This window comes from Arenibacter sp. 6A1 (assembly GCF_012272855.1).
In the GTDB taxonomy this organism is placed as follows: Bacteria; Bacteroidota; Bacteroidia; order Flavobacteriales; family Flavobacteriaceae; genus Arenibacter.
On sequence record NZ_JAAXCQ010000004.1, the window covers coordinates 36249 to 51484 of the forward strand.

13 protein-coding genes are annotated in these 15236 nt (G+C 41.1%); 4 read left to right on the forward strand and 9 right to left on the reverse strand.

Annotated features, from left to right (window positions below; genetic code table 11):
• Positions 1-24: 24 nt before the first annotated feature.
• Positions 25-2535 (reverse strand): cation-translocating P-type ATPase, encoded by a 2511-nt coding sequence (locus HCG49_RS04240; protein ID WP_168468315.1) that lies wholly within the window; start codon positions 2533-2535, stop codon positions 25-27.
• A 202-nt stretch (positions 2536-2737) separates the two neighbouring features.
• Here HCG49_RS04240 and HCG49_RS04245 point away from each other — a divergent pair, with 202 nt between their 5' ends.
• Entirely contained in the window at positions 2738-3172 is a 435-nt protein-coding gene (locus tag HCG49_RS04245; protein ID WP_168468316.1) for an Hsp20/alpha crystallin family protein, read from the forward strand.
• 92 nt (positions 3173-3264) lie between these two features.
• Here HCG49_RS04245 and HCG49_RS04250 read toward each other — a convergent pair whose 3' ends face one another.
• Both HCG49_RS04250 and HCG49_RS04255 read right to left on the reverse strand, forming a co-directional pair.
• Complete coding sequence (locus HCG49_RS04250) at positions 3265-4899, reverse strand: ArnT family glycosyltransferase (RefSeq protein ID WP_168468317.1); 1635 nt, start codon at positions 4897-4899, stop codon at positions 3265-3267.
• A gap of 229 nt (positions 4900-5128) precedes the next feature.
• Positions 5129-5458 (reverse strand): YtxH domain-containing protein, encoded by a 330-nt coding sequence (locus tag HCG49_RS04255; RefSeq protein ID WP_072765092.1) that lies wholly within the window; start codon positions 5456-5458, stop codon positions 5129-5131.
• A 193-nt stretch (positions 5459-5651) separates the two neighbouring features.
• Between HCG49_RS04255 and HCG49_RS04260 the strand changes: the two genes are divergently transcribed.
• Entirely contained in the window at positions 5652-6155 is a 504-nt protein-coding gene (locus HCG49_RS04260; protein ID WP_168468318.1) for a hypothetical protein, read from the forward strand.
• A 9-nt stretch (positions 6156-6164) separates the two neighbouring features.
• On the opposite strand, the gene HCG49_RS04265 is transcribed toward HCG49_RS04260, so the two are convergent.
• The 6 genes from HCG49_RS04265 to HCG49_RS04290 all read right to left on the reverse strand — a co-directional run bounded on the left by HCG49_RS04265 (position 6165) and on the right by HCG49_RS04290 (position 12721).
• Positions 6165-6551, reverse strand: a complete 387-nt coding sequence (locus HCG49_RS04265) for a hypothetical protein (RefSeq protein WP_168468319.1) — start codon at positions 6549-6551, stop codon at positions 6165-6167.
• A gap of 206 nt (positions 6552-6757) precedes the next feature.
• Positions 6758-7951 carry an acetate/propionate family kinase gene (locus HCG49_RS04270; protein WP_168468320.1) on the reverse strand — a complete coding sequence of 398 codons (1194 nt, stop codon included), beginning with the start codon at positions 7949-7951 and terminating at the stop codon, positions 6758-6760.
• Between the two features lie 50 nt (positions 7952-8001).
• Positions 8002-10095, reverse strand: a complete 2094-nt coding sequence (gene pta / locus HCG49_RS04275; RefSeq protein WP_168468321.1) for a phosphate acetyltransferase — start codon at positions 10093-10095, stop codon at positions 8002-8004.
• A gap of 282 nt (positions 10096-10377) precedes the next feature.
• Positions 10378-11424: a 1-phosphofructokinase family hexose kinase gene (locus HCG49_RS04280; protein WP_240938630.1), complete on the reverse strand. Its 1047-nt coding sequence runs from the start codon at positions 11422-11424 to the stop codon at positions 10378-10380.
• Positions 11425-11449: 25 nt separating this feature from the next.
• Complete coding sequence (locus HCG49_RS04285; protein WP_168468322.1) at positions 11450-12070, reverse strand: phosphoribosyltransferase; 621 nt, start codon at positions 12068-12070, stop codon at positions 11450-11452.
• Positions 12071-12082: 12 nt separating this feature from the next.
• Positions 12083-12721: a dienelactone hydrolase family protein gene (locus tag HCG49_RS04290; RefSeq protein WP_168468323.1), complete on the reverse strand. Its 639-nt coding sequence runs from the start codon at positions 12719-12721 to the stop codon at positions 12083-12085.
• A gap of 166 nt (positions 12722-12887) precedes the next feature.
• Here HCG49_RS04290 and HCG49_RS04295 point away from each other — a divergent pair, with 166 nt between their 5' ends.
• Together HCG49_RS04295 and HCG49_RS04300 are read left to right on the forward strand one after the other, a co-directional pair.
• The gene (locus tag HCG49_RS04295) at positions 12888-13970 is read left to right on the forward strand and encodes an efflux RND transporter periplasmic adaptor subunit (protein WP_168468324.1); all 1083 of its coding nucleotides are present in this window, start codon (positions 12888-12890) and stop codon (positions 13968-13970) included.
• Positions 13967-15229, forward strand: a complete 1263-nt coding sequence (locus HCG49_RS04300; RefSeq protein ID WP_168468325.1) for an ABC transporter permease — start codon at positions 13967-13969, stop codon at positions 15227-15229. The genes HCG49_RS04295 and HCG49_RS04300 overlap by 4 nt, the downstream gene beginning before the upstream one ends.
• The last annotated feature ends 7 nt before the right edge of the window (positions 15230-15236 follow it).

The following is a 15236-nucleotide window of genomic DNA, read 5'->3' on the forward strand; positions in this document are numbered from 1 at the left end:
AAACGATTCGTATAACAATGGCCCTTAGGAGACAGCTGCTGTTGTTATACGCGTCCTCCATTTTACTAATTCATACCAAATGGTGGTCATAAAACCAACCATACTGCTACAGACAAATTGAAAAGTAGTCAAGGTTTCAAATTTAAAGAACTGGGTAAAAGGCTTTACAAAGAGCAATAGCCCCGTAATAAGGATGGTTATTCCGATCATAATAGGCAGCAGCTTATTTTTATTTTTCAAGGAATCCCAAATAGAAAAATAAAAGGAACGGTTCACCAGGGTTAGGAATATATTGGCCGTAATTAATACCACAAATACCATGGTACGGGTACTCTCTTCGCTATATTGGTACTTTATGGCAAGTTGATAGACCCACAAAGCACCAAGCGCTATTACAAGCCCCTGAACAATACTCGTTATCAACTCTTTCCATTTAAAGAAAGTGGTGGTAAATAACCTAGGTTTTTGAACCATGGTATTTTTTTCCATGGGTTCGTTTTCATAAATAATAGAACAGGTAGGCCCCATGATCAGCTCTAAAAGGATGACATGTGCAGGGGTAAAAATATTGGGATAGGTCCACCCCAGTGCCAAGGGCACGAACACCACCAGAATAATGGGGATATGAATAGAAATAACGTATTGTATGGCTTTTTTTAGGTTGGTATATATTTTTCTTCCCATGGCAATGGCATCGATCATTTTCGCCAAATCGTCATTCACCAAAATCAAGGATGCAGCCTCTTTGGCTATTTCCGTTCCTTTTTTGCCCATCGCAATGCCAATATGAGATGCCTTGAGTGCCGGAGCATCGTTTACGCCATCCCCTATCATGGCCACCACGCCATTTTTGGCCTTTAAGGCATTTATGATGCGTAGTTTAGCTTCGGGAAACATTCTGGTAAACACCTGTATTCCTGTAACTTTCTCCTGTAATTCGGCATCGTTGAGCTGCATGAGCTGGTCTCCTGTCATACTTTTTTCGTACCCTCTAAACCCCACTTGTTTAGCGATGGCTGTGGTGGTTACCGCATTATCCCCGGTCACTATTTTTACCACAATTCCGGCCTTATGGAAATCTTCCAATACCGATGGGATGTTTTTTTTGGGCGGATCGTAAAAGGCGACGAGCCCTATAAAATGAAATGAAAAGTCTTGTTGGTTTTTGGGATAATGATGCTCTTTACACTGCGCCTCCCCCACCCCCAATATCCGATACCCATCTTGGCCCAATTGCCGAATTGTTTCTATAATCTGTTGTTGCTGTTCTTTTGTTAGCTGGGAAATCTCTAAAAAAGCCTCGGGAGCCCCTTTTGCGGCAATGATGCGATTGCCGACAGCATTTTCAAAGATATGGGTCATCATCGGCGGCTTACCCCCTAAAGGGTATTCGTGAACCATTTTATAATGTACGCGTTCGTCTACCGGTATCCGCTGCGAATAGCAGTTGTGAAGCGCCTTTTCCATAGGGTCAAAGGGTATGGGTTCACTGGCCCACATAGCCGTCGCTATCAAGTGTTCGGCGGCAGCATCCAACGGCCCCTCCAAGCTCCGCACCTTTTGAGTGGACATATCATAAGTTCTGGCCAAATCCATTTTGTTTTCTGTAATGGTCCCCGTTTTATCGGTACAGATAATGGTAGCACTCCCCAAGGTTTCAACGGTTTTCATCTGCTTTACTACGATCCCCATTTTCATTAATCGCCAAGCTCCTAAAGCCATAAAAGTGGTAAAGGCAACGGGAATTTCTTCTGGTAAAATACTCATTGCCAAGGTCAGTGCCTTTAATAAACTGTCCAATAGGTTTTGGGAATAAAAAAAATTAAGTCCCCACACAATTAGAAAAACTACCGTTCCCGCCCCCGCCATCTTTGTTACAAAATTTTGAATCTGTAATTCCAAGGGTGTTTTTTCTTCTTGTATGTCTTGTAAGCCTTGGCCTATGGCAGCCCATCGGGTATTGTTTCCTATGGCGGTTACCCTGGCAATGGCCAAACCGCTGGCTACCGTGGTACCACAATACACTATATTGTCTTCCTTATCGGCATCCTTGTATACCGAAAGAGATTCCCCCGTAAGGGTAGCTTCGTTCACCGAAAAATCATTGGAATGTAGAATGCGCCCATCGGCAGTGATAATACTGCCTTCCGCTACCATAAGACAATCGTCGATAACCAATTCCTCGCTCCTTATCTCAATGACCTTCCCATTTCGGATGACTTTGCAATGAGGCTGGGTATACTGTTTTAACTTCTCCAAAGCATTGCGGCTTCTGGTATCTTGGTACAAAGAGATAGATGCAACCAATACAATGGCCATGGCAAGAAAGATAGCATCACCGAGGTTGCCACTGATAAAATAAATAAAGGAGGCCACCAACAATAATATGACCATGGGCTCTTTGGCCAAACTTTTTAGGATACTTAAAAATCGATTCTCCCTCTTGTAATCTAATCGGTTTTGGCCATGAGTAGCCCTAGAAAGGCGTACCTCGTCATCGGTAAGTCCGTTAATTTCAAAATTGTCTATAGACATACGACCGCTATAAAGTTTGTAGCAGCAAATACAGGCCCTCTTTAAGTTTATAAAATGAAACTAATGGCCGCTACCGCTGAAGATAACTCAAAAATAACGGTAAAAACACCCCTATCAACTGACCCACATCATATTATAACTCCCTAGTTGTTTGTAATTTTCAATTCCTAAATGAAAAGTTGTTTAACCTAAATAGTATATTATGTCACTCATAAAGTTCAACAGAAGACCATGGGCCAATCTTTTGCCCCAGGAGTTTTTTAATACAAATGAGTTCTTTGCCGACAGAAGGTGGTGGAATATCATGGAGGAACCGGCCATGAACATTAAAGAACTAAAGGATGGTTTTGAAATAGAGCTGGCGGCACCGGGCTATTCCAAAAAGGATTTTGAAATTGAGATAGACAACGGTTGTCTCAATATCTCGGCTCAAAATTCGAGTTCCAAGGAGCGGGAAGAGGACAATTACAGTCGAAGGGAATTTAGCTATACCTCCTTTAAAAAATCGCTTCAATTACCCGAGAATGTCCTTGATGAAGAAATTAAAGCTACTTATAAGGACGGAATTCTTACATGTATTCTCTCTAAAAAAGAAGGAAATAAAAGCAATAAACCTAAAAAAATAGAAATTTCATAGTATTTCCAAACTTTGAATACGGCCCTTACGGTATTCCCGTTTCTGAAATGGAAACAAAAGTACTATAAGGGTTTTATTTTTTTAACAAGGGATCAATAATACAGACGCCATTGATCAATTTCGATTTGATGTTTAAAGTTCGCTATCTGATCACACAGCAAATCGGAAACCGTATCTTTTTTTCGAACTAATAACACCGTATTTTTCGCTTGCAGCAATAGCTGTAATCTTCGCAGTTCTTTCTCATGGGAAATATCCAATAAATTTTCCCGATACAAGGTATCCTCCTCAAATTGTATATCCCTCCTTACCCTCGTAGTATTGCCCTTGACAGTGATGATATCTTGGTTTAGGTAAAAGGATGCCGAGGGTATAAAAACGTCAAAGGCTATGAGGTGCCCAATAGAATCGCCCTTTTTTTCCTTGGCCAAGGCTACTATATTCTTGATTGTATTAATAGTATTCGGATTTTTTGACCCAAATAACGGATAACTTAGGATAAGACCAATGGTAAAAAGCAGGCTAAAGGCCATCAACTTATAATGTCTTTGCAAGCGCGTATTATAATAGAGTATCCCAAGCCCCAAGATTAAAAACACTGCCAGCATAAGGGAGTACCTAACATCTATATGAATTTCCATTATAAAATTCCCCAAGATCAAAAAGAGCGACAACACCACTATTAGCAGCCCGAAAAACAGGCTGTAATTCTTAATTTTATCGAAGGGGATTAAAAAGAAAAGGTATCCCGACAGTATGGCCATAAACGAAAACAGCGGTAATATATAAAGTACTAGCTTCGATGAAAAGGCCGAAAATAGTATAAACAAGCTTCCAATGGTCCAAAGCAACACTAATGGAAGGGTTTTATTCTTTAAATATTTTTTATACGCCCGGGCAGTACAAACAACCATAATGGGCAACCATGGAAACCCCACCAATGGCGCCAAGATCAGGTAATACCAAAAAGGCTTGTTTCTATGAAATTTCTCGGCAGATAAGGACCGTGCTATGATTTGGTCATTGATCAAATAGTCTAAAAAATGAGGGGTATTGGTCATAACTGCAAGGAACCAAGAACTAGACAGCAACAAGCACAAAACAAATCCGAGATAATGATGAATCGTTAAAGAAATAGTCTCCTTGTATAGCACTTTCCACACCACCAGGAATATTGCCACCGGTAGCACTGCCACGGGTCCCTTTGTTAAAAAGGCCAGTGCCAATACTATAAAAAACCCATATAAATAGCGGGGAGCTCGGTTTCTTTTATAACACAATATCCAATAAACACTCCATATAACAAAGGTTGCCATATAAGCATCTGTTGTCAATACCCTAGCGGCAATCAGCACTATGGGAAAAGAAAAATATATGATGGCAGCAGCGAGGGCTACCTTGAGATCATTAAATAAAAGTTTTGAAATTTTGAAGACCAATAACAGCTGAAACACCAAGGCCACACTCAGAAAAAATCGGGCTCCATATTCGTTGATCCCAAAAATCTGATACCCCATTACCGTAATATAATAGGTGATGGGTGGTTTATGGTAGTGTTTTATCCCTAAAAGTGTAGGATGCAGGTACTCATGGTTCAATACCATTTCACGGCTAATTTCCGCATATCTGGCCTCGCTACTTTCTGTAAGCCCCCAAGATCCAAGACCTATATTTATTAGTAAAAAAAGAGGAATAAGGGACCAATAGAAAATTTTATGAATGTTCATTCCTAAAAAAATAAGGTTCTTGAACAGGCTTACTACCTGATTTGCAGCTTCTTAAATTTAAAAAAACTATTTCTAGGAGTACTCCTTAGGGGAAGGAAACCGTTGTTTTAATATATCCAAACGGCCAATAACACTTTTACCCTTAGTAGCTAAGGGGAATTTAGGGATGACCGTAAAACACCTTTTCCTTAAAAAAGATGTACCACAAGGCTAGCCTAGCCAAATGGTATTATTTTTGGAACTGGGCATTTTTCTTTCTAAGCTCTTCTAGTTTACGTTCCAAAGTGGCTATCATATCGTCTGCCTTATAGCTCATATTGGACATACTTTCTTCTAGTTTTTGTTCAAAGGCTACTTTCTTTTCATGAGCAGATTTTGTCAACTCATCCTTGGCGTGATGGATACGTTCTTGGATATCGTGTGTAGCACTGGAAACCTTTCTTTTTATTTTTCCTCTTGTTTCCAACCCTTTATCCGGGGCGTATAAAATGCCTATTCCAGCTCCAATGGCAGCTCCTGTCAATAAAGCCAATAAAATATTACCGCTATCGTTTTGCATGATTGTTTGATTTTAAAATGGAGATATTACTTTCTCTGTTATCACAAAACTACATGCGAAAAGAACAACTTGGAATGATTTTTATCAGGTACTATAAGGAATGTAAATCCTCAAAATCATTCAAAAAATCGAACTTTTTTCTTATCTTAACAATGAAATACTGCCCCAATTGGTTTTTTATACCACAAAAATTATGAAACCAAGCATCAAAAAAAGGAAAAAAAAACACTTTCTAATAAAAGCGTTTCACCATTTATGGCAAATAGAACAAGCTATTATGATCATAAGTGAAAATAGCGCTATGGACTCAAAGCTGTCTGTTCTGGGGAAATTGGACACCGAGGCCTTTAGTGATGAAACTACGCTTTTAAATGAAAAAAAATCCTTGGAGACCCATTGGAAAAAAACCTTAAGAACCACGAAGCATTTCGGTTTTTTCTACAATCCAGAAATAGGAACCATCTATATAGCCGGACCATTGGCTCCTATTTTTTTACACGAGGTAGATGGCAAAAAACTAGGCGCCATGTCCAGTGGTCCCTACGGTATTTTACGTGGCCTTGACTTTAAGGAAGAGGAAGCCCTAAAACTCCTGAGAACCTTGCACAAAGGAGGCTACTTAATAGTAGTGAGGGCCTTTGATGAAGAATTGAAATATATAGAAAACTCCCTACAGGACCTTGATAAATCGGCCTAATTCCCCACCTTACATATGCTTGCTCAAAAAGTAGAAAAAATCCTTTTTGAGTTTCATGTATTCTGGTATTTTTAAAGCGATAACACTCTTTATTTGGAGGTGACTTTGGTACAGATGCATCTGGATTGGCTTATCGTCTATAACCTGTTCTTCGCTAACATTAGCTTTGTGTTTTCCTATATCTTGCCGTAGGCCGTTTAAATTTTCCTTTTGTAAAATAAACTCCCCTTGATAATGCTCTAATTGGGCCAATAAATTTTGATTTTTCCAGCGTTTTCTCAATTCTTCCAAACGGTGCTCTAAAGAATATAGCTCTTCTTCCCAATGGTCTAATTCCTTTTTCCATTGTAGGTATTCTAAATGCAATACTGCCCCAGTAATTTCCTCACTATCCATATTTCCTTAAATATACCCGCTGTTATTAACTCAAAATTTATCTCAAAACTATTCGTTTTAATTTTTATATGATATGATTAAAGTCATTTCATAATCTCTAGCAGTATCCTACTAAAAAATTTCTGTACGTTGTTTCACAGGTAATAAGCATAGCTGAATGGGTGTTTGGGACCCGTTTTCGGCAAGGCCGATTTACTTTTAAAACACTACACCAACTGGCCTAGTAATTCATGGGCCTGCTTCGCTATTTCCAATTCCTCATCGGTCGGGACCACCAAAATTTTCACCTTCGCTGCAGGGGTGTTTATTTCCCTTATACTTGCTTTTTTAGCGGTATTTCTGGCGGCATCTAAATGAAGTCCCATATAATCCATATCACGACATACCATGGCCCTAAGGGTAGCGGAATTTTCTCCTATTCCGGCCGTAAAAACCAGGGCATCCAATCCGTTCATAGCAGCCGTATAGGCCCCTATATATTTTTTTATGCGATATGCATTCATTTCCAGGGCCAGGATACAGGCCTTATTTCCTTTTTCGGCTTCAGCTTCTATCTCCCTTAAATCGGAATATCCAGTGAGCCCGTACATACCGCTTTTTTTGACCAAAAGAGCGTTTACTTCTTCTAGGCTGTAGCCCAATGTATTGACCAAATGAAAAATTATGGTCTGATCGATGTCCCCACACCTGGTCCCCATAATAAGTCCGTTCGAAGGGGTAAATCCCAAACTGTGATCTATGCTTTTTCCCTCGGATACCGCAGTCATACTACAGCCATTGCCTAAATGCACCGTTATAAGCTTGGCTTTTTTGTTTTCCAAATACTCGGAGGCCACTTCTGAAACATATTTATGGCTGGTTCCGTGAAAACCATACACTTGTATTCCGTGCTCGGTATAGAATTCATTGGGAATGGCGTATTTTTTTGCCTTGACCGGAATGGTCTGGTGAAAGGCGGTGTCAAAAACTGCGACCTGTTTGGCAGCAGTAAATATAGTTTCTGCCAGGATAATGCCTTCCAAATTGTGCGGATTGTGCAATGGTGCCAAGGAGCAGAGTTGTTTGATCTTATCTTTAACCGCTTTATCTATGAGGGTCGTTTCAGAGAAAGAATTTCCGCCGTGAACCACCCTATGCCCAACAATAGCGATTTCATCGCTATTTTTTATCACGCCTTTATCTTTGTCCAATAACAGATCCGCTATTTTTAGCAAACCTAATTTATGATCGGGAATTTCCTGCTTTTCTTTAATTTCTACGGCATCGGATTTATAACTTGTGATCCCATTTTTTTTGCCTATCGCATCGATCATTCCCTTACAAAGAACTTTTTTTGCCGGCATTTGGATCAGTTGATATTTAATGGACGAACTACCAGAATTGAGGATTAATATTTTCATGCTTATTTTTTAATGTAAAGAGCCTATCTACAGCCTCTTAATTATTTTTTTTAAATGCCCTGTGCTTGGATGGCTGTTATAATGACCGTATTGATCACATCGTTTACGGTACAGCCTCGGCTTAAGTCGTTGACCGGTTTATTGAGACCTTGTAACATAGGCCCAATAGCCATGGCTCCTGTCTCTCGTTGTACGGCCTTATAGGTATTGTTGCCGGTGTTCAAGTCGGGAAAAATAAATACACTGGCTTTTCCCGCCACTTCGGAATTCGGCATTTTACTCTGGCCTATTTTTTCGTCTACCGCCGCATCGTATTGAATAGGACCTTCTACTTTTAAATCGGGGCGTAGTTTTTTCACGATTTCCGTTGCCGTACGTACTTTATCGACATCTGCCCCTTGTCCAGAGGCCCCGGAAGAATACGATAGCATGGCTATTCTGGGTTCTATCCCAAAAGCGAGACTGCTCTCCGCCGAAGAAATGGCAATTTCCGCCAATTGTTCGGCGGTCGGATTTGGGTTAATGGCACAGTCGCCAAAAATGGTGACACGGTCGTCTAAACACATAAAAAATATAGAGGATACTACCGATACCCCTGGTTTGGTTTTTACAAACTGTAAGGCTGGTCTGATGGTGTGCTGGGTGGTATTTACTGCCCCAGAGACCATCCCGTCCGCGTGTCCCTTATAAACCATCATGGTCCCGAAATAAGAAACGTCCTCCATTAAATCGCGGGCCATGGCCAAGTTGACATTTTTATGTTTCCGCAAGCTGTACAACGTCTGCACATAGTCCTCAAAATCAGGCGACTTTTTAGGGTCTATGATCGTTATGCCCGACAGATCCAAGGAAAATTCCAATCGAGATAAGGATTCCTCTATTTGTTTTTTATCTCCTAACAAGCTTAACCTTACCGCATTGGATTCTACCAACTTATAGGCGGCCTTTAAAATTCGATCGTCCGATCCTTCGGGGAGCACAATGTGTTTTTTGTTGGCCTGTGCCCTTCTCAAAAGGTTGTACTGAAACATTCTTGGGGTAATACCGTTCGCCTGGAAAGTAACGAGCCGCTCTGCCAATACCTCTACCGGCACATATTTTTCAAAGTCATGGATAGAGGCCGTAATCTTATGGGTATTTTCTGCATAGATCATCGGCTTTATATTGCCTATGCTATTGGTGACCGCAAAAGTCCCTCCCGGAACCGAAATAACAGGAACTACCTCAGACAGGCCTTCTATCAATTTTATAATGGGCTCCTCGGGCATTAAGCCACCAGTGAGGACAATCCCGGAAATGTTGGGGTAATTGGCAGATATGTTTGCCTGTAAGGCTCCTAATATTATATCGGCCCTATCTCCCGGTGTTATCACCAAGCTATTTTCTTTTAGGTGAATAATATAATTTCGCAATTGCATGGCTCCTACACTAAAAGCACCCGCCTGGTTATTGACAAAAGATTTTCCAAACAAAACCTTCCCATTTAATTCCCTGACAATTTCCTTGATAGAAGGATTTGCCAAAGCAGGATTCATAGGAATAGCATTGATCAATACCTGGTTAGGTAAATGTCCCTGTAGCTCTCGGATAACCCATGAAAGGTTTTCTGGTTGCACCTTATTGGCAATAACCGATAGTACCTCAACGCCTTTTTCCTTAAAAGAATCATAGGCCATATGCATGGTACCCACAAAATCATCCATGGTCTTCCCTACCCCACTACTGATAATAATGGCCGGAACACCCAAATTCTTGGCAATAAGCACATTGATATCCCATTCTATAATAGATCCTTCCCCAGAAAAACTGGTTCCCTCTACCAACACAAAATCATAGCGGTCTTCTACCGCTTTGTATTTTGCTATGATGGTACTTATAATTTCCTCATCCCTATTTTTGTTTTTCATAGCGATGATCTCGGATCTGGTATAGGCGTAGGCTTCTTTAAACTTCAAATCCAGATCAAAATGATGTAGCATGGTATTGATATGGTTGTCCATACCACCTGGACTGAAATCGTCTATAATGGGCCTAAAATAACCAACCTTTGCTGTCTTGCCTAGCAACATATGCATAAGGCCCAATGAAACAATAGATTTACCCGTATTAGGTCCGGTTGTGGCAATATAAATCGCTTTACTCATAAATTTTTAATTCGTTTAATAGCAGAATTCCAAAAATCAAAAGTGCCTGGCAAAAAATTTCACTAAGGGTGGTCGCGGCAATATATTTTTACCACAGTAGGAGTACCCCCAAATAGATTTGTATAAACAGTTATAATTCCCCCGATTGGCTACCTTTTAAAAACAACATCGATTCCTTTTTTATCCTTGCTGTTTTTTAATCCACTATTATGTTTTTAATAATGCTGCGAAGGTAGAGGGGGCATAGAGGGTATAAAATGACAAAAGTCAGGTTTGACTTTTTTAGAAGTTTTTATTCGTTTCTTTTTCTCGGAGCTGTATCCACTCATAAATACCTTCAACATCTTCTTTTTTACACAGTTTTGTCCCCGGCCGCATGGTGGTGGCTGTTCCACAGGCCACGCCATATTGCGCCATTTCCAAAGGGGTAGCCCCCTGAAGTGAACTACATACCATCCCGGCAACCATACTATCCCCGGCCCCAATAATACTTTGCTGGGAAACCACTACCCCCGGAATGTACGCTGTGTTTTGGGCACTCACCAAAAGGGCTCCTTTGGCCCCCAGGGAAACCACCATAAACTCACAGGAATGTCGGTTTATAAAGTTCTTGGCCAAAGGTTCAAGTTCAGAATAGGAAATATAAGATACCCCGCAGAGCTCACTGAGTTCGGCCAGATTGGGTTTCAACAGGTATATTCTCCCTTTAATGGCTTCCAACAAGGCCTTTCCTTTGGTATCTAGGACCAGTTTAGCTCCTTTTGCTTCGGCAATATTGGCTAGTTGTAGATAAAAATCGTCGGGAATCCCTGTGGTTAATTTTCCACTAGCTACTAAGTAATCGCCCGGGTTTAAAATACCCTCCACCGCTGTTAAACACGCCTTCCATTCGGCTTCCTTCACAAAAGGTCCGGGCATACTAAATCTGTAGTCCAATTGGGTCACGGTATCTTTTACGGCAAAATTTTCACGGGTATGACTTGCAATGTGTACCGTTTTTATTGGAATGCCAGCGCTACCCAATAAGTTTGCTAAATGGGCCCCTGTTCTGCCGCCTTCTAAAAATAAGGCCACCGAACTACCCCCTAAATTGTGAATGGCCCTGGATACATTAATTCCACCTCCTCCTGCATGATAAAAAGCTTGTGTGGCTGCTAAGTTCGTATCGGGTCTTAGACCGACAACAGTAGTGTTTTTATCTACCAAAGGGTTTACCGTCAGTGTTATTATTTTTTGCATCTCTTTGGTACCATCAAAAACCATATTGGATTTGTTTTTAAATCGGATAAGGTTCCTCTTAAAATAATTAGCTGCTTCTATTAATACCAATTATGTCCCAATTAAAACAAGGAGCCTAATTGCTTTCTTCTAAAATACGGATGGCCTCGGCATCGCTTAGCTGATGGAAATTTTCATAAAACTGCCCCACAGCCTTAAAGATGACCGGTGTTTCCAAGCAAATCACTTCCTCCAATTCTGGCAGCCCTTTTAATTTTCGAATTGCCGAGGAAGGTGCAACGGGAATGGCTACTATAATCTTTTTTGGCTTTTGATGACTTACCAAGGCTACGGTAACCAACATGGTATTTCCTGTAGCAATACCGTCATCTACGATCACCACCGTTTTACCTGCCAATGATTGTGGCCTTATATTTTTATAATATTGAAGATATCGCGCCTTCATTTTTTGCCGTAATCGGGCCGTTTCCTCTTTTATGTATTCTTCGGATACTCCTCCAACATCGCCAAGAACACTATAATCCATGCTCACGGCTCCTATGGCATATTCCCTATTGCTAGGATGTCCTATTTTCTTGGAGAAGACAATGTTCAGTGGGGCGTCCAAGGATTTTGCGATAATGGCCCCCAGAGGAAGTCCGCCTCTAGGCACTGCCAAAACCAAGACATCTTCATTTTTCAGCGGTAGTAGTTTTTCTGCCAACTGAATTCCTGCATCTATTCTGTCCTTAAACATAAGGTCTATTTTTTAGGTGAGATACTCTTTAAACCAAGCCGTTGAAAGGGTTGCTACTTCTTCTAATTTTCCTGGCTCCTCGAAAAGATGGGAGGCTTCGGGAACTATTACCAATTGATGATCTCCTCTTAGTTCCGAGAATGCCTGTTGATTAAGGGTTATGACCTCACGGTCCCAGCCCCCTACAATAAAAAGCGTAGGTGACTCTACGCGCGATAATACTGCCATGGCCAAATCTGGCCGCCCGCCCCTGGATACCACCGCTTGGATGTCGCTCCCTAAAAAAGCACTGGCCCTTAATGCCGATGCTGCACCAGTACTCGCACCAAAATACCCCATTGCCATGGTTTTGGTATGCTCTTGGTTTTTAACCCAATGCGTAGCCGCTATCAATCTTTTGGCCAATAAATTTATATTGAACCTATTTTCATAGACCAGATCCTCTTCTGCCGTAAGCAGGTCCAGTAAAAGTGTGGCCAAGCCGTGGTCCTGTAAAACCTTCGCAACATAATTGTTGCGCGGACTTAGCCTACTACTACCACTGCCATGAGAAAATATAACGATACCAACGGCCCCCTCCGGAATCGTTAAATTCCCAAGTAGACTAAGGTCTTGCATTTTAATGGATATGGCGGCTTGGGAACTAGGCATACTAGTATTTTTTATTCGCCCATAAAGTAATCCAGAACCTAGTACTTATACTATGATTTTCATCATAACGGCCATCTTTTTTTAACAATCGGCCCTAAGGATGACTTATCTCATGTTTCTGAGCTACTTTTTCTCTTTATTTTTACCTATTGCCAAACTATTGATTATGAGCCGTCTATTCAGTGTTCTTTTAATTTTCAACTTGCTATCATGTGGCGACCAACAAGAGCGGATTCACCCCACAAAGGGGATGCTTACGGAATCCGTTTACGCCTCGGTCACCATACAACCCGACAGCCTATACCAAGCCTATGCTTCTGTGGTGGGAATTGTAGAGCGCAACCTGGTTGAAGAGGGCCATAAGGTAGCAAAAGGCGACCCTATTCTTCAAATAACCAATTCGGCCCTGCTTTTAAGTACTGAAAATGCACGGCTGGCACTTGAATTAAGTAGGGAGAATTATAAAGGCCCTTCCCCTATTTTAAAAGACCTGGAGGAAGAGATGGCGGCGGCGGCATCGACCTTAAAAAATGACTCCATCAACTATGAGCGACAAAAAAAACTCTGGAATCAAAGAATAGGATCTAAAATAGAATTCGATAGCAGAAAACTTGCCTATGAACTGTCACAAAACAAATTAAACCTATTAAAAAGCAATTATGGTCGTACCAAAAAAGAATTGGAAAACAAGGTTTTACAAGCTAACAACACCTATAAAAGTGCCCAAATAAGCTCCCAGGATTTTACAATAAGAAGCAAAATAAATGGCAAGATCTACGCATTATACAAAAATCAGGGCGAGATTGTAAATACGATGGAGCCCTTGGCGGCCATAGGCAGTGATTCTGTTTTTATCATAGATATGCTGGTAGACGAGGTCGATATCGTAAAACTGGCATTGGGACAAAAAGCATTTATAAGCTTGGATGCCTATGCAAACCAAGTTTTTACCGCAAAAGTCAGCAAAATATACCCTAGAAAAGACGAAAGGTCGCAAACCTTTAAGGTCGAAGCCATTTTTAACCAGATGCCCAACATTCTATACCCTGGTTTGGCCGGGGAAGGGAATATCATTATTGCCCAAAAAGATAACGCTCTTACCATCCCCAAAGAATACCTGTTGCCGGGAAACAAGGTGCAAACCGATGATGGCATTCTAGACGTGGCGGTAGGACTTCAAAACTTGGAAAGGGTCGAAATTTTAAAGGGCATAAACGAACATACTAGCCTGATAAAACCAAAGGAATGATTAACTGGAAGGTCATATTAAATATAGCTAAGACCCATCTTATCACCAAGATGAAATCTACCGTAACCGCAGCCTTGGGGGTCACTTTTGGTATAGGGGCCTATATTACCTTGGTGAGTTTTATGACCGGACTGAACCAGATGCTCGACAGTTTGATCCTTAACCAGACCCCCCATATACATATGTACAATGAAATAGCGCCCTCTAAACAGCAGCCAGTATCGTTGTACGCAGAATACAGGAATGCCGTTCATATGGTTCACCACATAAAACCTAAAAAAAGTCAAAAGAAAATTCATAATGCCCTGCCCATTTTAAATTATTTAAAGGCCGATAAAAATGTAAAAGGCGCTACTCCCCAACTCCGGGAACAGCTATTTTATCTTTCTGGTTCTATAGAATTGGGAGGGAATTTGGTGGGGGTAGATATCATGGAAGAGGTACGCCTCTCCAATTTTAGGGACTATATTGTCGATGGAAGCCCCGAGGCCCTAAAAAACAACGAGAATGGCATTTTGTTAGGTGCAGGCCTGGCAAAAAAAATGTCCCTGACTACCGGAGATAGGGTACAGATCAGCACCATAAGAGGCGATGTCTTTCCCTTAAAAATAGTGGGGATTTATCAAAGCGGTATTGCCGATATAGACAATATTCAAAGCTATGCCAATCTGTCTACCGTGCAGCGCATTACCGGGGAAGCCGAAAATTATATTACCGATATAAACATTAAACTCCATCATATAGAAATGGCTCCTGAAATAGCCCATAGGTTGGAAAAACAATTTCAAATACAAGCGGTAGATATCAATGAGGCCAATGCACAGTTCGAGACCGGATCCAATATCAGGAACCTTATCACCTATGCTGTATCCATTACCCTGTTAATAGTAGCTGGTTTTGGAATCTACAATATTCTGAACATGCTTATCTATGAAAAAATGAAGGATATTGCCATCTTAAAAGCCACCGGCTTTTCCGGACTGGATGTACAGCTCATTTTTATGAGTCAGGCCATGATCATAGGTGTCCTCGGCGGTGGTTTGGGGCTCTTACTCGGGTTTATCCTTTCGCGCCTTATCGATACGGTTCCTTTTAAGACCGAGGCCTTGCCTACCATTACTACCTATCCCATAAATTACAATCCATGGTATTACCTTATCGGAATAGCCTTTGCCCTGATCGCTACCTTTATCGCGGGCTATCTGCCCTCAGCCAAAGCAAAACGAATAGACCCAGTACGTATTATCCGAGGAACCTAAAACCAAC